Genomic DNA, 24,731 nt, shown 5'->3' on the forward strand with positions numbered 1-24,731 from the left:
GGAAAACGGCGGACCGTGTCGAAGCGCTCGAGCGGCCCGTATCCGGCACGGCTATCCGATCTGTTCCAGCTCCTCATGCGTGTCGAGCCAGTCGGCTTCGAGGGCTTCCAGCCGCGCATTCACATCTGCCTGACGGCGAATTGCCTCCGTCAGTTTGGTCTTCAGTTCCGGATCGTAACTGGCGGAATCCGCAATAAATGCATCCAGCGTCGCTTTTTCCGCATTCAGCGTGTCCATTTCCTTTTCGATCTTGTTGATGCGGCTCTGCAGCGGCTTTTTCAGATGCGCGAGTTTCTGGCGCGTCTCCGCGTCCTGACGACGCTGTTCCTTGCGGCTCGCGGCATTGTCTTCGGCGCTGCCGCTATTGCTGCCGCTCCCCGCGTTGGCCGCGCCGGCCTTCTGCGCGGCGCGCTGATCGGCGGCGTGCTGCAGAAGCCAGTCGCGGTAATCGTCGAGGTCGCCGTCGAACGGTTGCAACTGGTGTTTGGCCACCAGCATGAACTGGTCGGTGGTGGCACGCAGCAGATGGCGGTCGTGCGAGACGAGAATCAGCGTGCCTTCGAATTGGGCAAGCGCCATGGTCAGCGCGTGGCGGGTTTCGAGATCTAGGTGGTTGGTCGGCTCGTCGAGCAGGAGCAGATTCGGCTTTTGCCAGATCACCAGCGCGAGCGCGAGGCGTGCTTTTTCACCGCCCGAGAACGGTGCGATCGCAGCGGTCGCCATTTCGCCGGAGAAGTTGAAGCCGCCGAGGTAATCGCGCAGTTCCTGCTCCCGCGTGTCCGGCGCGAGCCGCGTCAGATGTTGCAACGCCGAGTCTTGCGGACGCAGCGTTTCGAGCTGATGCTGCGCGAAGTAGCCGATCCGCAGCCCCTTGCCTTCGCGGACGCTGCCGCCGAGCGGTTCGAGCGTGCCGGCGAGCGTCTTGATGAGCGTGGACTTGCCCTGGCCGTTCGCGCCCAGCAGGCCGATGCGCTGGCCGTTCTGGATCGACAGGTTGACGTGTTCGACGATCGGGATCTCGCCGCTTTCGCTGCGATAGCCGCAGCGCACGCCTTCCATCACCATCATCGGGTTGGGCGCGGAGTCCGGCGTACGGAATTCGAACGTGAAGGGCGACGACGCATGAGCGGGCGCGATCAGCTCCATCTTTTCGAGCGCCTTGACCCGGCTTTGTGCCTGGCGTGCCTTGGTGGCCTGCGCCTTGAAACGGTTGATGTAGCTTTGCAGATGTTCGACCGTGCGCTGCTGCTTTTCATACGCGCTTTGTTGCAGGGCGATCTGCTGCGCGCGAAGGATTTCGAACTGCGAATAGTTACCGCCGTAACGCTTGATCTGCTGGTGCTCCAGATGCAGCGTGACGTTGCAGACCGAATCAAGAAACTCGCGGTCGTGCGAGATCACGACCAGCGTGCCCGGATAGCGGTTCAGCCAGTCTTCGAGCCAGACAATGGCGTCGAGGTCCAGGTGGTTGGTGGGCTCGTCGAGCAGCAGCAGGTCGGAGCGGCACATCAGGGCCTGGGCGAGATTCAACCGCATGCGCCAGCCGCCGGAGAAACTCGCCACCGGCAGACGCGTCTGCTCGAGCGTAAAGCCGAGGCCGAGCAGCAGCGCTTCCGCGCGCGCCGGGGCGGTGTAGCCGTCGGCGTCGGCAAAGGCTGCGTGGGCTTCGCCTTCGGCGGCGCCGTCATGGGCGGCCGAAGCCTCGGCAATGGCCCTTTCGATGGCCCGCAACGCAGCGTCGCCGTCGAGCGTGTAGGCGAGCGCGGTCTTGTCGACCGCAGGCGTTTCCTGCGCCACATGGGCGATCTGCCACGACGGTGGCATCGAAAAATCGCCGGCGTCCGAGTGCAGTTCGCCGAGCAGCACGGCGAACAGGGTCGACTTGCCCGCGCCATTCGCTCCGACCAGCCCGGCTTTCTCGCCGGGGTTCAGGGTGAAGGTGGTTTGTTCGAAGAGCGGCTTGGTGCCGCGCGCGAGACTGAACTGGTTAAAGCGGATCACAAAGAGGCCGGCCTGGAAAAAACGCTATTTTAGACTGCTGGAGCGCTGGCCGGGATCGGCCATTCGGCCAAGTGTGCCGGGCGGCCTTTTCGCTTAGACTGGCGCCTTTCAGCAAACATGTTGCATGGGACCGGAGACAAGACCTATGACATCGATTTATTCGTTCTCGGCGCGCACGCTCGGCGGCGAGGAAGTCAGTCTGGAACAGTACCGCGGCAAGGTGCTGCTGATCGTCAACACGGCGAGCGAATGCGGTTTCACCCCGCAATATGCCGGTCTGCAGAAGCTATACGAGGCTTACAAAGGGCGTGATTTCGTGGTACTCGGTTTTCCGTGCAACCAGTTCGGCAAGCAGGAACCGGGTGACGCAACCCAGATTGGCAGCTTTTGCGAGAAGAACTTCGGCGTGAGCTTTCCGATGTTCGAGAAGATCGACGTGAACGGCGCAAATGCGCATCCCTTGTACCGCTATCTGACCGGAGAAGCGCCGGGGCTGCTCGGGCTCGAGGGCATCAAGTGGAATTTCACCAAGTTTCTGGTGGGACGCGACGGCACGGTCCTCAAACGCTATGCGCCGGTGACGAAGCCCGACGCGATTGTTGGTGATATCGAGAAGCAGTTGTAGGCGCTTGGAGTGGCGCTCTGGGCTGCCGGAGCCAAGGATGGGCGTGGGGCAGCCAAGGGCGGCTGGCGAAGGCTGCTGGCGCGGCGAGCATCAAACCCGCGCCTAAAGAATCGGCGAAAACAACCGGGCCACGTGCATGGCCACTCGCCGGAGCGCCGGCGCCTGCCGGTACTCGTTGCGGTCGATCTCGTACGCTTCTGCGAAGTCCCGCACCAGCATGGCTTCGACTTCAGCGGCAAAGCCGGCGTCCACGGTCAGCACCATGATCTCGAAGTTCAGCCGGAACGAACGGTTGTCGAGATTCGCGCTACCCACGGCGGCAGCCACGCTGTCGATCAGGATGACCTTCTGATGCAGGAAGCCCGGCCGGTAGCGGAAAATGCGGATGCCCGCGCGCACCGAGTCGTAAGCGTAAAGTTTCGACGCTTCGAACACCACGTAATGGTCGCGGCGGCTCGGAATCAGGATGCGCACGTCAACGCCGCGCAGCACCGCCAGACGCAGTGCGGAAAACACGGCTTCGTCGGGCACGAGATACGGCGTGGTGATCCAGATGCGTTCGCGCGCCGCATTGATCGCCTCGACGAAGAACAGCGAACAGGTCTCCTGCTTGTCGGCGGGGCCCGTCGGCATGACGATGCAATGCATGCCTTCGCCGTGCGGTTCATACGCCGGCATCTCGAACGGCGGTAGCGTCTGGGTGGCCCAGTACCAGTCCTCGGTGAAGACGAACTGAATGCTCGCGACGACCGGTCCGCGCACTTCAATGTGCGTGTCGCGCCACGGCGAGAGCGGCGGTTTGGCGCCGAGATACTCCACCCCGACGTTATGGCCGCCGACGAACGCCCGCTCGCCGTCCACCGAAACGATCTTGCGGTGATTGCGAAAGTTGAGCTGGAAGCGGTTGACGAAGCGCCGATGCGTGGCGAAGGGATGCACTTCGACGCCGGCCGTGCGCAGTGCCGTCACGTAACGGTGCGGCAGGTCGAAACTGCCGATGCTGTCGTAGAGAAAATAGATGCGCACGCCTTGCGCGGCTTTGGCGATCAGCGCGTCTTTGAGCATTGCGCCGAGCGCGTCATCGCGCACGATAAAGAACTGCACGATGATGTAACGGCGTGCCTGGTCGATCGCGTCGAGGATCGCGGCGAAAGTGGCTTCGCCGTTCACCAGCGTGCGCACGGTATTGCCCGGCAGGAAGGGCATGCCGCCCAGATGCGTTAGCGAGCGCACGAGCTGCTGGCCGAGTTCCTCGGTAGGGTGGCCGGCCGAGGAAGCGTGTTGGTCCCACGCTTGGGGATGCGCTTGCGTGCGCAACGATTCATTCTCGATACGGCGCGCGTCGGCGTAGCCCCGAAACTTGCTGCGGCCGAGGAACAGATACGGCACCACCGTCAGATAGGGCATGGCCACCAGCGATACCGCCCATGCGACTGCGCCCTGGGAGGTGCGCGTGTTCAGAATGGCATGGCACGCCGCAATCACGCCGAGCAGATGGGCGAGGGCGACGAGCGGGGCGATATGAAGGAAGTCGAATTGCATAGGCGCGCGAAGGATTTCCTGATGCACTTCTTCGCAGCCCGCTGGGGCGGCAAAGAAGCCAATCGCGCTCATCTTACCGAACCCGTTTGTCTTGCGGTCGGGTTCGGCAGATTCTTCGCATTTCGTTGCATTGGCAACGGGGGTGGAGATGCGCCGGCGGGCGGCGGTGAATCAAGTGTTGGCGCCGGCAAATCAACCGGCAGATCAACCCGGCAGATCCGCCGCCTGAATCAGGAACACGTTGTCGTCGCCCGCGCTGGTCGACAGCCACACGAGGTCCAGACCGCCAAACGCCGCTTCGACATTGGCGCGCTCGTTGCCGATCTCGACCACCAGCACGCCATCGTCGGTTAGCCAGTTACGGGCCTGCGAGATGATCCGGCGCACGATATCCATACCATCCGCGCCGCCCGCCAGCGCCATCTCCGGCTCATGCCGGTACTCGGCCGGCAGCGTGGTCATCGACTCCGCATTGACGTACGGCGGGTTGGTGATGATGACGTCGTAGCGGCGTTCGGGCAGCGGCGCGAACAGGTCGCCCTCGAACAGCGCAATACGCTCGTCGAGCTTGTACTCGTCGACGTTGCGGGTCGCGACTTCGAGCGCCGGCTTCGACAGATCGACCGCATCGATATCCGCGTTCGGGAACGCGTGCGCGGCGAGAATCGCGAGGCAACCGGAGCCAGTGCACAGTTCGAGCACGGCGCCGACCTGTTCGGGATCCTCAACATACGGTTGCAGGCCGTCCTGCAGCAACTCACCAATGAACGAGCGCGGCACGATCACGCGTTCGTCGACGTGAAAGCGGAAACCATGCATCCACGCTTCCTGCGTGATGTAGGCCGCCGGGACGCGTTCGGTCGCGCGGCGCTCGATCACGTTCAATACCGCGTCGATCTCGGCCGCGGTCAGCTTCGCATCGAAAAACGGTTCGAGCAGGTCCAGCGGCAGATGCAGCGTATGCAGCACCAGGTAGGCGGCTTCGTCGTAAGCGTTGGCCGAGACATGGCCGAACGAGAGCTCGGCCTGGTTAAAGCGCGTCACTGCGAAACGCAGCACGTCGCGGACGGTGGAGAAGGGGAGCGTCATCGAGAGGGGTGTCCTTGGCGGGCTTCAGTTAAGCGACCAGTTGTTCGAGCACGCGGCGGTACACGTTCTTGAGCGGCTCGATATGGGTGACGTCGATATGCTCGTCGATCTTGTGGATGCTCGCGTTCAGCGGGCCGAATTCGACCACCTGTTCGCAGATGCGCGCAATGAAGCGGCCGTCGGAGGTGCCGCCGGTGGTCGACAGTTCGGCCGTCACGCCGGTTTCGTCCTTGATCGCTTTGGCTAGCGCGTTCGACAGATCGCCACGCGGCGTGAGGAACGGCAGGCCGCTAACCGACCACTGCAGATCGTATTCGAGTTCGTGTTTGTCGAGAATCGCCCGCACGCGGCTTTGCAGACCTTCAACCGTACTCGCTGTCGAGAACCGGAAGTTGAACAGCACGTCGGCATGGCCCGGAATCACGTTGCTTGCGCCCGTGCCGCTGTGAATGTTCGACACCTGCCAGGTGGTGGGCGGGAAGTATTCGTTGCCGTCGTCCCAGCGTTCGTTGACGAGTTCGGCCAGCGCGGGCGCCAGCAGATGCACCGGATTCTTCGCCAGATGCGGATAGGCGATATGGCCTTGCACGCCCTTGACGGTGAGCTTGCCGGACATCGAACCGCGCCGGCCGTTCTTCACCATGTCGCCAAACTGCACGCTCGATGTCGGCTCGCCGACGATGCAGTAATCGAGCCGCTCGCCGCGCGCCTTCAGCGCTTCGACGACCTTCACGGTGCCGTCGGTGGCGGGGCCTTCCTCGTCGCTCGTGATGAGGAAGGCGAGCGAGCCGCGATGGGCCGGATGGGCCGCCACGAACTCTTCGCTGGCCACCACGAAGCCGGCAATCGAGGTCTTCATGTCGGCCGCGCCGCGTCCGTACAGCAGGCCGTCCCGATGGGTCGGCTCGAAGGGCGGCGAACTCCATTGTTCGAGCGGACCGGTCGGCACCACGTCGGTGTGGCCGGCGAACACGAGCAGTTTGCCGCGCGTGCCGTCGACGCCGCGTTTGACGGCCCACAGGTTGGTCACGCCGTGCGATTCGATGGTCTCGCATTCAAAGCCGAGCGCCCCGAGGCGTTCGATCAGGATGCGCTGGCAATGCTGGTCGTCAGGCGTAACGGAGGCGCGCGCGATCAGTTGTTCGGTAAGGGCAAGGGTGCCGGACATGGATTCAGTACAAGCCACTTTGAAATGAAAAAATGCCGGCTGCAGGTGAAGCACCGCAGCCGGCAACAGCTTCTAATGCACGCAGCGACGCTCAGGCGAACAGCGCTTCGTAGTCTTCAACAGAAAAACCGAGCGTCTTGACCCGCCCGTTGACCACCACCACGGGCCGCTTGATGACCGAAGGCTTGTGGATCATCAACGCAATCGCACCCGACTCCGAGTCCGCGGCCGCCTTCATGTCGTCGGACAGGCCGCGCCAGGTCGTGCCGCGCCGGTTCAGCAGGGCGTCGAGCTTGACGTCCTTGAGCCAGTCCTGCACGAGCGGCGCGGTGACGCCAGCCTTCTTGAAATCGTGAAACTCGAACTCGACGCCGTGTTCTTCCAGCCACACACGGGCCTTCTTCACGGTGTCGCAGTTCGGAATTCCGTAGACGACGGTCTTGTTGGCGCGTGCCATCAGTCGCCTCGCAGCAACTCGTTGAGACCGACCTTGGCGCGCGTTTTCGCGTCGACCTTCTTGACGATCACAGCGCAGTACAGGCTATGCGAGCCGTCCTTGGACGGCAGGTTGCCCGCCACCACCACCGAACCGGCGGGGATGCGGCCGTACGTGACCGTGCCCGTTTCGCGGTCATAGATCTTGGTGCTCTGGCCGAGGTATACGCCCATCGAGATCACCGAGTTTTCTTCGACGATCACGCCTTCGACAACTTCCGAACGCGCGCCGATGAAGCAGTTGTCTTCAATGATGACCGGATTGGCCTGCAACGGCTCCAGCACGCCGCCGATGCCCACGCCGCCCGAGAGGTGCACGTTCTTGCCGATCTGCGCGCACGAGCCGACGGTGGCCCACGTGTCGACCATCGTGCCTTCGTCGACATACGCGCCGATGTTGGTGTACGACGGCATCAGCACGACGTTCTTCGCAATGAACGAACCGCGCCGCGCGATGGCGGGCGGCACCACGCGGAAGCCGCCGGCGGCGAAGTCTTCGGCCGTGTAACTGGCGAACTTCGAGGGCACCTTGTCGTAGAACTGTGAGTAACCACCGGCCGGCATCGGCGCGTTGTCTTCGAGGCGGAACGACAGCAGCACGGCTTTCTTCAGCCATTGATTTACGACCCAGTCGCCCTCTTTCTTCTCGGCGACGCGCAGGGCCCCCTTGTCGAGCTGTTCGATGGCGTGCGCGACGGCCTCACGCACTTCGGCGGGGGCGGCCTTCGGCGACAGCTCGGCGCGGTTTTCCCAGGCGTTATCGATGATCTGCTGAAGTTGTTGCGACATATTCGTGAGTAGAGAAAGAGTGAAAAAGGGTGAGAAGCGATGACGCGCGGCGACGAGCGGTGAAAAGCGGCGCAACCGGGCGAAAGCCTGAAAAAGCGGGGCGGCGCCCGGACGCGCTCAGCGCTCGAGCGCCCGGCAAAAGTCGACGATCCGCTGGGCGCCCTCGGTGCATTCGTCGACATCGGCGACGAGCGCGAGGCGCACGAAATTGCGGCCGGGGTTCGTACCGTGCGCAGTACGCGCGAGATACGAGCCTGGCAGAACCGTCACATTATAGTCGGCGTAGAGACGCTGGGCGAACTCGGTATCCGACAGGCCGGTGCGCGACAGGTCGGCCCACAGATAAAAGGCGGCGTCCGGCAGACGCACGTCGAGCACCTCGGCGAGCATCGGCGTGACGGTGGCAAACTTCTGCACGTACTTCGCGCGGTTCTCGCGCACATGCGTCTCGTCGTTCCACGCCGCGATGCTCGCAGCCTGGTACACCGTGGACAAGGCGGCACCGTGGTACGTGCGGTAAAGCAGGAATTGCTTGAGGATGGCCGGGTCGCCCGCCACGAAGCCCGAGCGCATGCCCGGCACGTTCGACCGCTTCGACAGGCTCGAAAGCATGACGAGCCGCTCGAAGTTGCGGCCGAGTCGATGCGCGGCTTCGAGGCCGCCGAGTGGCGGCTTCGCCTCGTCGAAATAGATTTCCGAGTAGCACTCGTCGGAGGCGATCACGAAACCATAGCGGTCGGACAACGCGAACAGTTCGCGCCAGTCTTCGAGCGTCAGCACGGCGCCGGTCGGATTGCCCGGCGAGCAGACATAGAGCAGTTGGGTGCGCGCCCAGATATCGGCGGGAATCGCGGCGTAGTCACAGGCGAAATTGCGGGCCGGATCGCTATTGACGAAATACGGCTGGGCTCCTGCGAGCAGCGCGGCGCCTTCGTAGATCTGGTAGAACGGGTTCGGGCAGAGTACGATCGCGGCCTCGCCCGCAGCGTTTGGCCGTGGATCGATCACCGTTTGCGCGAGCGCAAAGAGCGCCTCGCGGGAGCCGGCGACCGGCAACACCTCGGTGGCGGGATCGACCGGCGGCAGGTTGTAGCGCTTCGTGACCCAGCTGGCAATCGACTCGCGCAGCGCCAGTGAGCCCAGCGTGGCCGGATACGAGGCCAGGCCGCCGAGCGAGGCGATCACGGCGTCGCGGATCAGCGCCGGGGTCGGATGTTTCGGCTCGCCGATGCCGAAGCTGACGTGCGGCAGGACGGCGGGTGGCGTAACGTCCTTGAAAAGCACGCGCAGCTTTTCGAAGGGATAGGTCTGGAGGGAGTCGAGTAGCGGGTTCACTTGGCGGATCGGGCCTGATCGAAGACGGGCAGAGACAGCAGACGGGCACGCACGGGGGCGGCAATCAGTGTGGTACGGTGATTGAGCGGCACCCGCGGCGGACCGGTAATTATAACGTGGCGCACGCCCTCGCGGGCCGGGCGCATGCAGCGCGCCGCAGGGTTTGGACGGCCACGCAGCCGGGCGCACGCAAATGCAATTGGAGACGTAATGCAGGTGGTAGTCGAGGTTAAAACGGACAGGGGTGGGCGCCGCGCTGACGGCCCTTGTCCGGCTGGCACGTTCGGAAGCTGGAGCGCCGGGCGATGAACAGCCCAATGAATAACTGGATCCGCTCCAGCTGGCCGACGCTTGCCATCATGCTGGGCGCGTCCGTGTGGGGCATGATCTGGTATCCGCTGCGCATGCTGGCCGCGCTCGGCGTGACCGGCACGGCAGCGAGCGCGTTGACGAGCGGCGCCGGCTGCCTGTTCGTGCTGCTGGTGCGCCACCGCGCCATCCGCACGGTGCGCTGGCACTGGCTGCTGCCCGCGTTGGCGCTGGCGGCCGGGGTCACCAATCTCGGCTTCGTGTGGGGCTCGATCCACGGCCAGGTCATGCGCGTCCTGCTGCTGTTCTATCTCACCCCGGCATGGACCGCGCTGTTCGCCCACTTCATCCTGCATGAACGCCTGACCTGGACTGGCGCAGCACTCGCGGCGCTGTCGCTGGCGGGCGCCGTGGCGATGCTCTGGTCGCCGCAAATCGGCTTGCCGGTGCCCGCCAATCTGGCCGAATGGGGCGGACTGGCGGGCGGCATGGGCTTCGCCATGAGCAATGTGCTGATTCTGAAGACGAGCCGCGTGCTGCCCGAAATGAAGGCGGAAATGCGCACCGCGACGATCTTCGGCGGAGCGGCAATCTTCGGCGCCTGCGCCTCGCTGTTCGAAACAATGCCCGCTCCGCCCACCGGCACGCATCTGGGCATGGCGGCGTTGCTGGTAGTCGGTCTCGGCTTCCTGCTGTCGTCGAACAACATGCTGGTGCAATACGGCGTGGCGCGAATCCCGGCCAATCGGGCTTCCATCATCATGCTGTTCGAGATCGTGGTGACGGCGCTCTCCGCGTGGGCTTTTGCCGGCGAGACACCCGGTCCGCGCGAATGGGCCGGCGGCGCGTGTATCGTGCTGGCGTCCGCGCTGTCGAGCTGGGTGCATCGGACGCGCAACGTCCCTGCGGCGAACGGTGAGGGCGCTTCGCGCACAGCCACCGCTGCCGCTCAGGCCGGTTCGCAGCCCGACGGCCGGCCCCGCAAGCGCCTCGGTCGCGGATCGACGCATCAATCGGGCGCCTAAGCGCCGGAATGGCGCACGGGCGATGGTATGATTGCCCCTGCTTGCCGATGCGCGCCGTGCCTGGCGTGTGCGGCGTCCGTATCGCGGGGCTTGCAAGGGGCACTTCGCCGTAGCGGCGAACGGCTCGCGCGGCCTTTGCGATCCACCTTCATTTTCCTTTTTCAATCAGCGAAATCGCCGTGCGTCTGACCTCGATCAAACTCGCTGGCTTCAAATCATTCGTCGATCCCACGCATTTCCAGGTTCCGGGCCAGCTTGTCGGCGTGGTGGGTCCCAATGGTTGCGGCAAATCCAACATCATCGACGCCGTACGCTGGGTGCTCGGCGAATCGCGCGCCTCCGAGCTGCGCGGCGAGTCGATGCAGGACGTGATCTTCAACGGCTCCACGGCGCGCAAGCCCGGTAGCCGTGCCAGCGTCGAACTCGTGTTCGACAACGCGGACGGCCGCGCCGCCGGCCAGTGGGGGCAGTATGCCGAAATCGCCGTCAAGCGCGTGCTGACGCGCGACGGCACCTCGAGCTACTACATCAACAACCTGCCGGCGCGCCGCCGCGACATTCAGGACATCTTCCTCGGCACCGGTCTCGGGCCGCGAGCGTACGCCATCATCGGGCAGGGCATGATCGCCCGCCTGATCGAGGCGAAGCCGGAAGAGCTGCGCGTGTTTCTCGAAGAAGCCGCCGGCGTGTCGAAGTACAAGGAACGCCGTCGCGAAACCGAAAGCCGCCTGCACGACACGCGTGAGAATCTGACGCGGGTGGAGGACATCGTTCGCGAACTCACGACGAACCTGGAAAAGCTCGAAGGCCAGGCGGTCGTTGCGACGAAATTCAAGGAACTGCAGGCCGACGGCGAAATGAAGCAGCGCCTGCTGTGGCTGCTGCGCAAGAACGAAGCGGGCGGCGAGCAGGAGCGCCAGAAGCGCGCCATCGAACAGGCGCAGATCGACCTCGAAGCGCACACCGCGCGGCTGCGCGAAGTCGAAGCGCAACTGGAAACGCTGCGGGTGGCGCACTACTCGGCAAGCGACGCCATGCAGGGCGCGCAAGGCGCGCTCTATGAAGCGAACGCCGAAGTCAGCCGCCTCGAAGCCGAGATCAAGTTCATCGTCGAGTCGCGCAACCGCGTGCAGGCACAGATTGCCGCGCTCACGGCGCAGCGCGAGCAGTGGTTGTCGCAGGCGCAAAAGGCTCAGGGCGATCTCGAAGACGCCGAAGAACAGCTGGCGGTGGCGGAAGAAAAGGCCGCCCTCGCCGAAGACGAGGCCGCGGCGAAGCACGACGCCATGCCGGCGCTCGAAGCACGCTGGCGCGATGCGCAGACGCAGTTGAACGAAGAGCGCGGCGGCATTGCCCAGACCGAGCAGGCGCTCAAGCTCGAAGCGGCCCATCAGCGCAACGCCGACCAGCAACTGCAGCAACTGCAGCAGCGTCATGAGCGCCTGAAGTCGGAAGCGGGCGGTCTCGACGCCCCCGACGAAGCCCAGCTCGAAGAGCTACGCATGCAGTTGGCCGAGCACGAAGAGATCTTGCATGACGCCCAGGCGCGGCTTGCCGACGCTCAGGAAACGCTGCCGCGCCTCGATGGCGAACGGCGCAGCGCGCAGGAGCGCGTGCAGTCGGAAACGGCGCAGATTCATCAGCTCGACGCGCGCCTTGCCGCCTTGAAGCAATTGCAGGAAAACATCCAGACCGAAGGCAAGATTCAGCCCTGGCTCGAAAAGCACGAGCTGAACAGCCTGCCGCGTTTGTGGAAGAAGCTGCACGTCGAAGCCGGTTGGGAAACCGCGCTCGAAGCCGTCCTGCGCGAGCGGCTCGCCGCGCTGGAAGTATCGAATCTCGACTGGGTCAAAGCCTTCGCCACCGACGCCCCGCCCGCCAAGCTCGCGTTCTACGCGCCGCCGCTGGCCGGTGCGCCGGTGGCGGGCGCGAACACGTTGCGCCCGCTGCTCTCGCTGGTGCGTATCGACGACGCCGGCTTGCGGGCGGTGCTCAACGACTGGCTCGGCCTCGCCTTCGTGGCCGACGACCTCGCCCAGGCGCTGGCAATGCGCTCGCAACTGCCTGAGGGCGGTTCGTTCGTCGTCAAGGCGGGCCATGTGGTGACGCGTGTCGGCGTGCAGTTGTACGCCGCCGATTCGGAGCAGGCCGGCATGCTGGCCCGTCAGCAGGAAATCGAGAACCTGACGCGCCAGGTGCGCGCCCAGGCCTTGCTCGCGGATGAAGCCAAATCCATGGCGATTCGCGCCGAGGCGGTACACACGCAGGCCTCGCAGACGTTGATGGACGTGCGCCAGCAGGCCGAGCGCGCAACCCAGCGGGTTCACGCGTTGCAGATGGATGTGCTGAAGCTCACCCAGGCCCACGAGCGCTATATGCAGCGCAGCACCCAGATTCGCGAGGAACTCGGGGAGATCACCGGCCAGATCGAAGAACAGCGTGCGTTGCGCGGCGAGTCGGAGGCGAATTTCGAGCGTCACGACGCGGAGCTGGCCGAGTTGCAGGCCCGTTTCGAAGACAACCAGCTGGCCTTCGAAGCGCTCGACGAAGCGCTGACCGCGGCGCGTGCGCAAGCGCGCGATCTCGACCGCGCCGCCACCGATGCACGCTTTGCCGCGCGCAACATGGCGAACCGCATCGACGAATTGAAACGTAGCATCCAGGTCGCGCATGAGCAGAGCGAGCGCGTGGCGGCCTCGCTGGAAGACGCGCGCGCTGAGCTCGAAACCATCAACGAGCAGACCGCGCATACGGGGCTGCAGGGCGCGCTCGAAATTCGTGCGGTCAAGGAAGAGGCGCTGCATGCCGCACGCCTCGAACTGGACGACCTGACCGCCAAGCTGCGCGCCGCGGACGAGACGCGTCTCACCGCCGAGCGCGCATTGCAGCCGCTGCGCGACCGCATCACGGAACTGCAACTGAAGGAACAGGCGGCGCGCCTGAACGGCGAACAGTTCATCGAACAGCTCGCCGCGGCGGGCGTCGACGAGGCCGAATTGCAGACGCGGCTCACGCCGGATATGAAGCCGGCGTATCTGCAAGGCGAAGTCACGCGTTTGAACAACGCCATCGCCGCGCTCGGGCCGGTGAACATGGCCGCGCTCGACGAGCTGAAGGCGGCCAGCGAACGCAAGAACTTCCTCGACGCGCAGTCGGCCGACCTGACGAGCGCCATCGAAACGCTCGAAGACGCGATCCACAAGATCGATCAGGAAACCCGCACGCTGCTGCAGGGGACGTTCGATCAGGTGAACCACCATTTCGGTGAACTGTTCCCGCGTCTGTTTGGCGGCGGCCAGGCCAGGCTGATCATGACCGGCGACGAAATTCTCGACGCCGGTGTGCAGGTGATGGCGCAACCGCCGGGCAAGAAGAATTCGACGATTCACCTGCTGTCGGGCGGCGAGAAGGCCCTGACTGCGACCGCGCTGGTGTTCGCGATGTTCCAGCTGAATCCTGCGCCGTTCTGTCTGCTTGACGAAGTGGACGCGCCGCTCGACGACGCCAACACGGAGCGTTTTGCCAATCTCGTGCGCGCGATGTCGGACAAGACCCAGTTCCTGTTCATTTCGCACAACAAGATCGCCATGGAAATGGCCCAGCAACTGATCGGCGTGACGATGCAGGAGCAGGGCGTGTCGCGGATCGTCGCGGTCGACATGGAAACGGCCGCGGGTTTCGCCCAGAATATCGTTTGAGTCAGGACGGCGCCGGCTTGCGCCCTCGCTGCGGCCTGCATGCCGCGCGGCGCAGGCCTTGGCGCCACACAAACAAAAGAATTGCTGATGGAGCATGCATGGATGAGTTGACACTCGGTTTGATCGGCGCGGGTGCCGTAGTGGTCGGGGGCGTGGTGGTGTACAACGCCTGGCAAGGCGCGAAAGTACGCCGCCGGATGCCGCGCCCCATGCCGGCCGACACCGCCGAGGCCTTCGCCCGGGAGGATCACGAAGAACAAAGCCCGTTCATCGAGCCGGCCCGGCCTACGCAGCGCCGCGAGCCCGTGTCGCCGGACGATGCGGCCGACACCGGTTCGCGCGTTGAACCGACGTTCGGAACGGCGGCACCGGCCGATACACCGGCCGATATCCAGGCGGAAACGACCACGCCGAATGGTTTTCCCGAGCCGGAGCACGAGGCCGCAGCAAGCGGCGCGGACGAACCGGTCGAGCCGATCCTGCCGGCTGCGACGACGATTTCGTCGGCCCCGCCGGCAATCGTGGATCGCCGCATCGACTGCATCGTACCGATCCGCCTGGCTGGCCCATTGGCGGGCGACAAGGTGATTCCGCTGGCGCAGCGTCTGCGCCGCGCGGGTAGCAAACCGGTGCACATCGAAGGCAAGCCGGAAGGCGGCGGCGCGTGGGAGTTGCTGCAGAACGGCGTGCGCTACGAAGAATTGCGCGCAGCGGCGCAACTGGCCAACCGCAGCGGCGCGCTCAACGAACTCGAGTTCTCCGAATTCGTGACCGGCGTGCAGCAGTTCGCCGATGCGATCGACGCGGCGCCTGAATTCCCCGACATGATGGAGACCGTGGCAATGGCGCGCGAGCTGGACGGCTTTGCAGCCCAGTGCGACGCGCAACTGTCGATCAACGTGCTGTCCGACGGCGCACCGTGGTCGGCGAATTATGTGCAGGCGGTTGCCTCGCAGGACGGCCTGCTGCTCTCGCGCGACGGCACCCGTTTCGTCAAGCTCGACGTGAGGCAAAGTCCGGTGTTCATGCTGCAGTTCGGCGACACCAACTTCCTGCGCGACGACCTGACCTACAAGGGCGGCCAGATGATCACGCTGGTGCTCGATGTGCCGGTGGCCGACGAAGACATTCTGCCGTTCCGTCTGATGTGCGACTACGCGAAGTCGCTGTCGGAGCGCATTGGTGGCCGTGTCGTCGACGATGGACGCCGTCCGCTCCCGGAAACCGCGTTGCTGGCGATCGAAAAGCAACTGATGACGCTGTACGCGAAACTCGAGCAGGCGGGTATTCCGGCAGGCTCGCCGGCTACACGGCGGTTGTTTAGTCAGTAAGTTGTCTTGGTTGATGTTGGGCGACGTGTGCCTTGCCGCCTGCTGCGGTGCGGCGCGCGTTGCCGAATTCCTCCGCGATGTTTTTTCCCGCGTGTACCGGTCAAACTTCCGGTGCACTCCGGAACGCAAAGCACGCATTCATCTCAGTCCGCACGCACGCCGCATACCGCCGGTACGCCTCGGACAACCCCGCTTCAATCCACCTCCTTCGGCCAGTCGGCTCCGCTGATCCACGCCTTGAGCGCGGCCACGACCGCTTGATCCTGACCATAGAAACCGTGATGTGCCATCGCCGCGCAGGGGTTGCCGCGGGCGCTTCCGCCACGCACCGCGATCAGATCGTGGCCGTCTTCCGCGAGACGTTTGGTTGCACTAAACGAGCATAGAAAGCAGCCATCGTCGACGTGATGGACGAAGAGCTGCCGCCGTGCGTGAATCTCGCCGTAGTTAAAACCCACGAGCGCCAGCGCCTGACCGCGTGATGGACTGCTCAGCGTCGACGTGTGGATTACCGCGTCCCAGGTATCGGGCAACGCGCGACCCACGAACGCCGAGGAAATCGTCCCGCGGCTCGTGCCGATGAGTACCAGCCGCGCCGTGGGGAAGCGGCTGCGCAAGTCCGCTGCGATCCGCTCGACATCCTGCGCGTGACGCGGTGATGTCCTGAACGAATCCGAATAGCCGCCGGGCTGGTCGGACGGTGCATCGACCAGCGCGGTGGCAAAGCGGTCGTCGACGAGCAGAGTGCGCGCACGCACGAGAAAATTGTCTTTCAGGCGCAGGCTGAGCGTGCCGTCGCTCGCCTGGCCGAGCTGCAGGGAGCCGTCGCCGCCGGCGAACATCACGAGCACCCAGTCGGGATGACTGCCGTCCTTTTGGGTCAGCAGGTAAGCGATCGACGCGTGATCGGCCACAGGCATGCTGAGCACCTGTTCCATCGCACGGACTGGCGCCGCGTGCAGGAAGCACAGGAGGGCACAGCACGTCAGGACGAACGAGGTCAGCCGCTGGAGAGTGTGCCGGATTACCGTCGGCTCGGGCATGTTCGTTCCTGTGGTGGTGGTGTCGCAACGGCGAACGACTCATCTGCCTACGGTCGCATCGCGCATCACACGTGTCAATGCCTGGCCTCGCACGTTAGCCATTCGGCCAGGGATGACGGCGGCCAGGCACGCAGGGGCGGGTGCGTGAGCCGGCGCACGAAACTGGCCATCCGGCCAATGTCCACGGCGGACGGTTCCTGCGATAATCTGAAGTCTGAATTTCACCGGCAGATCTTTGGATAGCATGGCTCGAACTAGCGTCCCATACCCAGCAACCAGCGCTCCGGCGGAACGCGCCGCGTGGTTGCGCGCGGAACTCGAACACGCGAATCACGCGTACTACGTACTCGACCAGCCGGACTTGCCTGACGCGGAATACGACAAGCTGTTCAAGGCGTTGCAACAGATCGAAACGGAACACCCGGATCTGGTCACGCCGGACTCGCCTACCCAGCGCGTGGGCGGCGAGGTCGCGAGCGGCTTCAATCCGGTGGTGCATGACCAGCCTATGCTGTCGCTGAACAACGGCTTCGCCGACGAAGACATCGCCGCGTTCGACAAACGCGTGGCCGATGCGCTCGGCGAGACACCCGTCAGCTACGCGTGCGAACTCAAGTTCGATGGCCTGGCGATTTCGTTGCGTTATGTCGATGGCCGCTTCGTCCAGGCATCCACGCGTGGAGATGGCGCAACGGGCGAAGACGTTTCGGAGAATGTTCGCACGATCCGTTCCATTCCGCTCATGCTCAAGGGAAAGCGCGTGCCGAAGGTGCTCGACGTGCGCGGCGAAGTGTTGATGTTCAAGCGCGATTTCGACCGCATGAACGACCGTCAACGCGCGGCAGGGCTCAAGGAGTTTGCCAACCCGCGTAACGCGGCGGCCGGCAGCTTGCGCCAGCTCGATCCGAAGATCACGGCGCAGCGGCCGTTGTCGTTCTTCGCTTACGGCATTGGCGTGCTCGATGGCGAGCCGATGCCGGCTACCCACAGCGCGTTGCTCGACTGGTATGCGGAACTGGGTCTGCCGGTCAACAGCGAACGGGCAGTCGTGCAGGGCGCGGAAGGGCTGCTTGGATTCTTCCGCAAGGTCGGCGAAAAGCGCGACGCGCTACCGTACGACATCGACGGTGTGGTGTACAAGGTCAACGCCCGCGAAGAGCAGGACGCGCTTGGCTTCGTATCGCGCGCGCCGCGTTTCGCGCTCGCGCATAAATTCCCGGCACAGGAAGCGTTGACGAAGCTGCTGGCGATCGACGTCCAGGTGGGCCGCACGGGCGCGATCACGCCGGTGGCGCGTCTCGAACCGGTGTTCGTGGGCGGCGCGACCGTGACGAATGCCACGCTGCACAACGAGGACGAGGTGCGGCGCAAGGACATCCGGATTGGCGACACCGTAATCGTGCGGCGTGCCGGCGACGTGATTCCGGAGGTGGTGAGCGCGCTCATGGAACGCCGGCCGGCGGATGCCGCCGAGTTCGTGATGCCTACGCAGTGTCCGGTGTGCGGCTCGGCCATTGAACGCCTGCCTGATGAGGCGATCGCGCGGTGTACCGGCGGCCTGTTCTGTCCCGCGCAGCGCAAGCAGGCGCTGTGGCACTTCGCACAGCGGCGCGCGCTCGATATCGACGGACTCGGCGAAAAGATCATCGACCAGCTGGTGGAGTTGAACCTCGTGCGCACGCCGGCCGACCTGTTCAACCTCGGATTTGCGACGCTGGCCGAGCTCGACCGTTTCGCCGAAAAGTCCGCGCAGAACCTGCTGGACTCGCTCGAGAAGGGCAAGCGCACGACACTCGCGCGTTTCCTGTACGCACTCGGGATTCGCCAGGTCGGCGAATCGACGGCGAAAGACCTCGCCAGGCACTTTGGTTCGCTCGATCTGATCATGAATGCCACGGTCGAAGAACTGCTGGAAGTGAATGACGTGGGGCCGGTCGTCGCCGAGTCGATCTATCGGTTTTTTGCGGAAGAGCACAACCGCACGGTGATCGAGCAACTGCGCGCACCGGGCAAAGTCACGTGGGCAGAGGGTCCGCGCGCGCCAAAGGCCCCTCAGGGCGTGCTGGCTGGTAAGACAATCGTGCTGACCGGCACCTTGCCGACACTGGCTCGCGAAGAGGCGAAGGAGATGCTGGAAACGGCGGGCGCGAAAGTGGCCGGTTCGGTGTCGAAGAAAACCGATTACGTGGTGGCGGGTGCAGACGCAGGCAGCAAACTTGCCAAGGCTGAGGAACTCGGCGTCCGCGTGCTCGACGAAGATGGAATGCGCAAGCTCCTGGAGGGGCAGATAACATGATCCGCGAAATTCTCAAGATGGGTGATCCGCGCCTTTTGCGCATCGCCGCCCCGGTCGATCATTTCGACACCCCTGAGTTGCATACCCTTGTGCAGGACATGTTCGAGACCATGCACGATGCAAACGGTGCGGGACTTGCCGCGCCGCAGATCGGTGTCGACCTGCAAGTCGTGATTTTCGGCTTCGGGCATAACGAACGCTATCCGGATGCGCCGCCGGTGCCCGAAACGGTGCTGATCAACCCGACCATCACGCCGGTGTCGCAGGACATGGAAGAGGGCTGGGAAGGGTGTCTGTCGGTGCCGGGACTGCGCGGTGCGGTCAGCCGTTTTTCGATGATCCGGTATCACGGCTTCGATCAGTACGGTAAAGCGATTGACCGCGTCGCCGAGGGCTTCCACGCGCGTGTCGTGCAGCACGAGTGCGATCACCTGATCGGCAAGCTGTATCCCATGCGCATCAACGACTTCGCGAAGTTCGGCTTTACCGAAGTGCTGTTTCCGGATCTGGATCCGAATAGCGACGACTAAGCGGTTCAGGCTTGCGCCGATCCTGACGGTCTCGACGCGCATTAAAAGAAAAAAGCCCACGCAATATTGCGTGGGCTTTTTAGCACTGGCCGAGATTTACACGGCAGTGCTCAAGGCGTGCAGTCGCGGCACGACACGATCAGAACGACTCATCGGCCGACAGGTAGCGCCATTGACCCGGCGGCAGCGCGCCGAGCGGCACACTGCCCATGCGCACGCGCTTCAGGCCCACCACTTCCAGGCCGACCAGTTCGCACATGCGGCGAATCTGCCGTTTCTTGCCCTCACGAAGCACGAAGCGCAGCTGTTCGCCGTTTTGCCAACTCACCTTGGCCGGCTTGAGCGGCTGTTCGTCGAGTTCCAGGCCATGACGCAGCAGATCGAGACTTTCAGCGGGGAAATGCTGGTCGATCTCGGCGGTCATGTCGCCGTAAGTGACGCGGACCAGATACTCCTTCTCGACTTCCGAATGACCGCCAATCAGCCGTTTCGCAATCCGGCCGTCCTGGGTCAGCACCAGCAACCCGGTGGAGTCGATATCGAGCCGGCCGGCCGGAGCAAGTTGGCGCAGATGCGATACAGAGAAGCGGATGTCCGATTGGTCGCCTTCCCAGCGGTTATCCGGCGTGACGAGCGTGACAGCAGGTTGATAGCCGTCTTCAGCCTGTCCTGAAACATAGCCGACCGGCTTGTGGATGAGGATCGTGACGAGCCGTGCCTGGATCGCCTGGGCTGCCGGGTCGATCTCGATGCGCTGGTCGGGGCGGACCTTGGAGCCGAGCGTGTCGATCGTTTGGCCGTCGACCTTCACCCAGCCGTTTTCGATCCATTCGTCGGCCTCGCGGCGCGAGCACAGGCCCAGTTCCGACATCAGCTTCGACAGACGCAGGGTGCCGGGCGCATCGTCGTGATCGCGGCGAAGTGCGGCCGGGCGCGGCGCGGAGAGTTCCGGGCGTGCGGTTCGTGCAGCCGGAGAGGTACTGCGCGGGGCCTTGTCAGCCCGTGCCGGACGCTCGCCGCGTTCGTTTGATGACGGACGTTCGGTCCGGTCGCCCTCGAACCGGCGCGGTGCGCGCTCATCACGTGTACCCTCGGCGCGGCGCGGCGCGCCAGCGTATCCTTCGCGACGCGGCGGACGTTCACTCCGTTCGCCTTCAAACCGGCGCGGCGCACGCTCATCACGCGCGCCATCCGTACGACGCGGCGCGCCAGCGAATCCTTCGCGACGCGGCGGACGTTCACTCCGTTCGCCTTCAAACCGACGCGGCGCACGCTCATCACGCGCACCCTCAGCACGCCGCGGCGCGCCAGCGTATCCTTCGCGACGCGGCGGGCGTTCACTCCGTTCGCCTTCAAACCGGCGCGGCGCACGCTCATCACGCGCGCCTTCCGTACGACGCGGCGCGCCAGCAAACCCTTCGCGACGCGGCGGACGTTCACTCCGTTCGCCTTCAAACCGACGCGGCGCACGCTCATCACGCGCACCTTCCGTACGACGCGGCGCCCCAGCAAACCCTTCGCGACGCGGCGGACGTTCACTCCGTTCGCCGTCGAACCGGCGCGGCGCACGCTCATCACGCGCACCTTCCGTACGACGCGGCGCGCCAGCAAACCCCTCACGACGCGGCGGACGTTCACTCCGCTCACCCTCGAACCGACGCGGCGCACCGGCATCGCCATCACGGCGTGGCGGCCGATCCGACGGCGCGCGCCGTCCTGGGCCACCGCTCCCGGCATCGCGTTCGCGCGAAAACGAGCCTTCGGCACGAGCGGGCCGTGCGCCGTCTGCAGCCCCCGCGGGCTTACCCGCGGGCCGCTTGCCGGCGCCGGCAGGCGCCCCTTCGCGCGGGCCAGCGGACGGTGTGGCGGGCCGAGGCCCGGCAGGGCGCGTGGGCTTACGCGCGGTGGTACTACCCGCGCGAACAGGGGCGCGTTCGGACGAAGCCGACCGCGGATGCTTGGCTGTCAATTTGACTCGCATGGATTCTCACACTGCGATCGCGCGCAGCAGTTCGGTTTCGACCTGAATTTGCAGGCGGTTGTCCGAGAGGCCGCGTCCGTCCAGCAGGAACACGTCCTCTACGCGTTCGCCGAGCGTATTGATCCGCGCCGATTGGACGCCGACCTGGTGCTCGGCCAGCACGCGCGCGATCGAATAAAGAAGGCCTGGCCGGTCGTTCGCCGACACGGACAGGATGTAGTACTGGCCACGCTCGTCGGCCCGAAGGTCGACGCGCGGCGTAACAGGAAAGGTGCGCGACAGGCGCGACAGGCGCCCTTTCGACGGATCCGGCAGCAACGTGCCGGCCGCTGTAAGGCGCGCGGTCAGTTCCTGTTCGACCAGATTGGCAATGTCGCGATAATGCACGTCCTCTTCGGTGTGCTGGACGATAAAGTTGTCCAGCGCATAACCATGTCGGGTCGTGCTGACGCGGGCATCGAGAACCGACAGCGCGTTCTTGTCGAAATACGCGCAAATACCGGCAAACAGGTCAGGGCGATCCTTGACGTAGACCAGCACCTGGAGGGCCTCGCCGACCGGCGACGGGCGGGCCCGCACGATCGGTGCAGGTGCTTCGACATGGCGGTACAGCACGCGTGTTTGCCACGCGATGTCCGCCGCGTCGTGACGCAGGAAGTAGCCGACGTCGAGCTTGTCCCACAGCGCCTGATGGGCATGCTCCGGCACCGTCTCGAGCCGCAGCAGCGTGAGCGCCTCTTCCTGGCGCGACTTCAGTTCGGAGTGGGCGTCAGGGCGGGCGCCGCCGAGCACGGCAAGCGTAGTCCTGTACAGGTCTTCGAGGAGCTTGCCTTTCCAGCCGTTCCAGACCTTCGGGCTAGTGCCGCGAATGTCGGCGACGGTCAACAGGTAGAGCGCGGTCAAGTGCCGCTCGTTGCCCACCAGTTCCGCAAAGCGTTTGACGACTTCGGGGTCGCTCGTGTCCTGCTTCTGTGCGACCTGGCTCATGGTCAGATGATGCTGGACCAGCCACACCGCCAGTTCGCCGTCACCGTTGTCCATGCCGTGTTCGCGGCAGAAACGGCGCGTGTCGGCCATGCCGAGCGTCGAATGATCGCCGCCCCGGCCCTTGGCGATATCGTGGAACAGCGCGGCAACGTACAACACCCATGGCCGTTCGAAGTTGGCGATCAGCTGGCTGCAGAACGGGTATTCGTGCGCATGCTCGGCCACCGCGAAGCGGCGCAGGTTGCGCAGCACCATCAGGATATGCTGGTCGACCGTGTAGACGTGATACAGGTCGTGCTGCATCTGTCCGACGATGCGGCGGAAATTCAGCAGGTAGCGTCCCAGCACGCTGGTCTGGTTCATCAGCCGCAGCGCGTGGGTAATGCCCGCCGGTTCCTTGAGGATGTCCATGAACAGGCGCCGGTTTTCCGGGGCGCGGCGCCAGTGCTGATCCATCAGATCGCGGGCGTTGTAGATGGCCCTCAGCGTGCGCGCCGACAGGCCCTTCACGCCGGGCGTCTGCTCGTAGAGCAGGAACGCTTCGAGGATGGCATTCGGCTCGCGCTCGAACACATCGTCGCCGGCAATTTCCAGCATTCCCTGTTTCTCGACGAAACGCTCCGACAGCACCCGCGTGATGCCGCTCGTATTCGGGAACAGTTGCGCCTCGATGTTCTGGATCAGGATCGTCGTCAACTGGGTGACCGCCTTGGCGGCCCAGTAGTAACGGCGCATCAACTGTTCGCTGGCCCGCTTGGTGGCGGTTGGCTTATAGCCGAAGCTCTCGGCGACCGCCGTCTGCAGGTCGAACACGAGGATGTCCTGACGGCGCCCTGCAATGACGTGCAGCCGTGCGCGCAGCGCCTTCAGAAATCCTTCGTTGCGATCCAGTTCACGGGCTTCGCGTTCCGTAATCAGACCGCGCGCCTCCAGTTCCTGCCAGCTGCTGCCGAAGCCGGCCGCCTGGGTCACCCATAGGATCAGTTGCAGGTCGCGCAGGCCGCCCGGGCTTTCCTTGATGTTCGGCTCGAGCGCATACGGCGTGTCCTGAAACTTGGCATGCCGCTGGCGCATTTCCAGTACTTTTGCCTGAAAAAAGGCCCGCGCATCGAGCGCCGAGCGATAGCGTTGCGCGAAATCCTCGAACAGCGGCGTACTGCCGGTAATACGGCGCGCTTCCAGCAGCGAGGTGCGCACGGTGACGTCGTTGGCGGCCTCTTCGAGGCACTGCGTGACGGAGCGCACGCTGCTGCCGAGTTCCAGCCCAAGATCCCACGCGAGGCTGATAAAACGCTCGATGCGCGCCTCGATGTGCGCCACCGGCTGATCGGGCAGCAAGACAAGGATGTCGATGTCCGAATGCGGCGCGAGCTCGCCGCGCCCATAGCCGCCGACGGCCAGCAGCGCGAGCGAGGAGGGCATGTCGCAGGTATTCCACGCGGCGCGCAACGACTCGTCAGTGGCGCGCGCGAGCGAGCCCATCAACGATTCGACGCTGGTGGCCAGCTTGAAGCGTTCCAGTAACCTGGTTTTGGCCACCTTGTAATCCGCCTTGAGCGACGAGGCATCGGAAATGGAAACAGCGGGAACACTGCTCATGGGCGCGCGCGAATGGGTACTCAGGACCGTCAGGCCGGGGTGGCCGAAGCGACAAGCGGCGGCCGTGCGGGCGTGCCGGCCGAAACCGTCAGCACCTCATGGCCGCTTTCGGTGACGAGCACCGTATGTTCCCATTGCGCGGACAGGCTGCGGTCCTTGGTCTTCACGGTCCATTGATCCGGCATGGTGCGGATATCGCGACGGCCGGCGTTGATCATCGGCTCGATCGTGAAAATCATGCCTGCCTGCAGTTCGAAGCCGGTGCCGGGGCGGCCGTAGTGCAGGATCTGCGGATCTTCATGGAATACCGTGCTGATCCCATGCCCGCAATATTCGCGCACCACGCTGTAGCCTTGCCCCTCGGCATGCCGCTGGATCGCATGGCCGATGTCGCCAAGATGCGCGCCGGGCCGGACCTGGTCGATACCGAGCCACATGCATTCAAAGGTGGTTTGGACGAGGCGTTTCGCGAGAATCGAGCCTTCCCCGACGATGAACATGCGGCTCGTGTCGCCAAAGTAGCCTTCCTTGATCACGGTGATGTCGATATTCAGCGCATCGCCGTTCTTGAGAATCTTGTCGCCCGGAATGCCATGGCAGATCACGTCGTTGACCGAAATGCAGGTGGCCTTCGGATACGGCGGGTAGCCGGGCGGCTGATAGTTCAGCGGCGCGGGTACCGTGCCCTGTTCTTTCAGCATGTATTCGTGACACAAGCGGTCCAGCTCGCCAGTTGTAATGCCGGCGGCGACGAACGGGGTGATGTAGTCGAGCACTTCGCTTGCAAGGCGGCAGGCGACGCGCATCTGCGCGATATCGTGTTCGTTTTTGAGCGTAATAGCCATGAGTCGGGCCTGAAATGCGGTTATTTATGGATTATCGCACCAT

Annotated in this window: 18 protein-coding genes; 6 read left to right on the forward strand and 12 right to left on the reverse strand. The window is 64.4% G+C overall.

From position 1 onward, the window contains the following. Positions 1-51: 51 nt before the first annotated feature. Positions 52-2,001 (reverse strand): ATP-binding cassette domain-containing protein, encoded by a 1,950-nt coding sequence (locus P3T43_RS00740; RefSeq protein WP_429279115.1) that lies wholly within the window; start codon positions 1,999-2,001, stop codon positions 52-54. A gap of 145 nt (positions 2,002-2,146) precedes the next feature. Between P3T43_RS00740 and P3T43_RS00745 the strand changes: the two genes are divergently transcribed. Then, positions 2,147-2,626, forward strand: coding sequence for a glutathione peroxidase (locus P3T43_RS00745; RefSeq protein WP_429279116.1), 480 nt, complete (start codon positions 2,147-2,149; stop codon positions 2,624-2,626). A 102-nt stretch (positions 2,627-2,728) separates the two neighbouring features. Here P3T43_RS00745 and cls read toward each other — a convergent pair whose 3' ends face one another. The 6 genes from cls to dapC form a co-directional block, all read right to left on the reverse strand. Continuing rightward, on the reverse strand, positions 2,729-4,168 hold the full coding sequence (cls, locus tag P3T43_RS00750; RefSeq protein WP_429279576.1) for a cardiolipin synthase: 1,440 nt from the start codon (positions 4,166-4,168) through the stop codon (positions 2,729-2,731). A gap of 204 nt (positions 4,169-4,372) precedes the next feature. Beyond that, complete coding sequence (prmB, locus tag P3T43_RS00755) at positions 4,373-5,257, reverse strand: 50S ribosomal protein L3 N(5)-glutamine methyltransferase (protein ID WP_429279117.1); 885 nt, start codon at positions 5,255-5,257, stop codon at positions 4,373-4,375. A gap of 28 nt (positions 5,258-5,285) precedes the next feature. After that, positions 5,286-6,425: a succinyl-diaminopimelate desuccinylase gene (gene dapE, locus P3T43_RS00760; RefSeq protein WP_429279118.1), complete on the reverse strand. Its 1,140-nt coding sequence runs from the start codon at positions 6,423-6,425 to the stop codon at positions 5,286-5,288. Between the two features lie 91 nt (positions 6,426-6,516). Continuing rightward, positions 6,517-6,882, reverse strand: coding sequence for an ArsC family reductase (locus P3T43_RS00765; RefSeq protein WP_429279119.1), 366 nt, complete (start codon positions 6,880-6,882; stop codon positions 6,517-6,519). After that, complete coding sequence (gene dapD, locus P3T43_RS00770; RefSeq protein WP_429279120.1) at positions 6,882-7,709, reverse strand: 2,3,4,5-tetrahydropyridine-2,6-dicarboxylate N-succinyltransferase; 828 nt, start codon at positions 7,707-7,709, stop codon at positions 6,882-6,884. The genes P3T43_RS00765 and dapD overlap by 1 nt, the downstream gene beginning before the upstream one ends. A 117-nt stretch (positions 7,710-7,826) precedes the next feature. After that, a complete protein-coding gene (dapC, locus tag P3T43_RS00775; RefSeq protein WP_429279121.1) occupies positions 7,827-9,044 on the reverse strand; it encodes a succinyldiaminopimelate transaminase in 1,218 nt (405 codons plus the stop codon). Between the two features lie 317 nt (positions 9,045-9,361). On the opposite strand from dapC, the gene P3T43_RS00780 reads away from it, so the two are divergent. The 3 genes from P3T43_RS00780 (at position 9,362) to P3T43_RS00790 (ending at position 15,407) form a co-directional block, all read left to right on the forward strand. Beyond that, positions 9,362-10,378, forward strand: coding sequence for a DMT family transporter (locus P3T43_RS00780; protein ID WP_429279577.1), 1,017 nt, complete (start codon positions 9,362-9,364; stop codon positions 10,376-10,378). Between the two features lie 179 nt (positions 10,379-10,557). After that, complete coding sequence (gene smc / locus P3T43_RS00785) at positions 10,558-14,076, forward strand: chromosome segregation protein SMC (RefSeq protein WP_429279122.1); 3,519 nt, start codon at positions 10,558-10,560, stop codon at positions 14,074-14,076. A 98-nt stretch (positions 14,077-14,174) separates the two neighbouring features. Continuing rightward, positions 14,175-15,407 carry a cell division protein ZipA C-terminal FtsZ-binding domain-containing protein gene (locus P3T43_RS00790; RefSeq protein WP_429279123.1) on the forward strand — a complete coding sequence of 411 codons (1,233 nt, stop codon included), beginning with the start codon at positions 14,175-14,177 and terminating at the stop codon, positions 15,405-15,407. 194 nt (positions 15,408-15,601) lie between these two features. Here P3T43_RS00790 and P3T43_RS00795 read toward each other — a convergent pair whose 3' ends face one another. Beyond that, positions 15,602-16,450, reverse strand: coding sequence for a hypothetical protein (locus P3T43_RS00795; RefSeq protein WP_429279124.1), 849 nt, complete (start codon positions 16,448-16,450; stop codon positions 15,602-15,604). 244 nt (positions 16,451-16,694) lie between these two features. Between P3T43_RS00795 and ligA the strand changes: the two genes are divergently transcribed. Both ligA and def read left to right on the forward strand, forming a co-directional pair. Continuing rightward, positions 16,695-18,746 carry an NAD-dependent DNA ligase LigA gene (gene ligA / locus P3T43_RS00800; protein WP_429279125.1) on the forward strand — a complete coding sequence of 684 codons (2,052 nt, stop codon included), beginning with the start codon at positions 16,695-16,697 and terminating at the stop codon, positions 18,744-18,746. Beyond that, positions 18,743-19,276, forward strand: a complete 534-nt coding sequence (gene def / locus P3T43_RS00805; RefSeq protein WP_429279126.1) for a peptide deformylase — start codon at positions 18,743-18,745, stop codon at positions 19,274-19,276. The genes ligA and def overlap by 4 nt, the downstream gene beginning before the upstream one ends. 139 nt (positions 19,277-19,415) lie before the next feature. Here the strand turns inward: def and P3T43_RS00810 are convergent, their stop codons facing one another. From P3T43_RS00810 to map, 4 genes are all read right to left on the reverse strand, one after another. Next, positions 19,416-20,147, reverse strand: coding sequence for a pseudouridine synthase (locus P3T43_RS00810; protein WP_429279127.1), 732 nt, complete (start codon positions 20,145-20,147; stop codon positions 19,416-19,418). Then, on the reverse strand, positions 20,147-21,043 hold the full coding sequence (locus P3T43_RS00815; protein ID WP_429279128.1) for a hypothetical protein: 897 nt from the start codon (positions 21,041-21,043) through the stop codon (positions 20,147-20,149). The genes P3T43_RS00810 and P3T43_RS00815 overlap by 1 nt, the downstream gene beginning before the upstream one ends. A 220-nt stretch (positions 21,044-21,263) precedes the next feature. Continuing rightward, complete coding sequence (locus P3T43_RS00820) at positions 21,264-23,843, reverse strand: [protein-PII] uridylyltransferase (RefSeq protein WP_429279129.1); 2,580 nt, start codon at positions 23,841-23,843, stop codon at positions 21,264-21,266. Between the two features lie 29 nt (positions 23,844-23,872). Further along, a complete protein-coding gene (gene map / locus P3T43_RS00825) occupies positions 23,873-24,688 on the reverse strand; it encodes a type I methionyl aminopeptidase (RefSeq protein ID WP_429279130.1) in 816 nt (271 codons plus the stop codon). Positions 24,689-24,731 lie beyond the last annotated feature (43 nt).

It is taken from the genome of Paraburkholderia sp. GAS41 (assembly GCF_050436545.1).
In the GTDB taxonomy this organism is placed as follows: Bacteria; Pseudomonadota; Gammaproteobacteria; order Burkholderiales; family Burkholderiaceae; genus Paraburkholderia.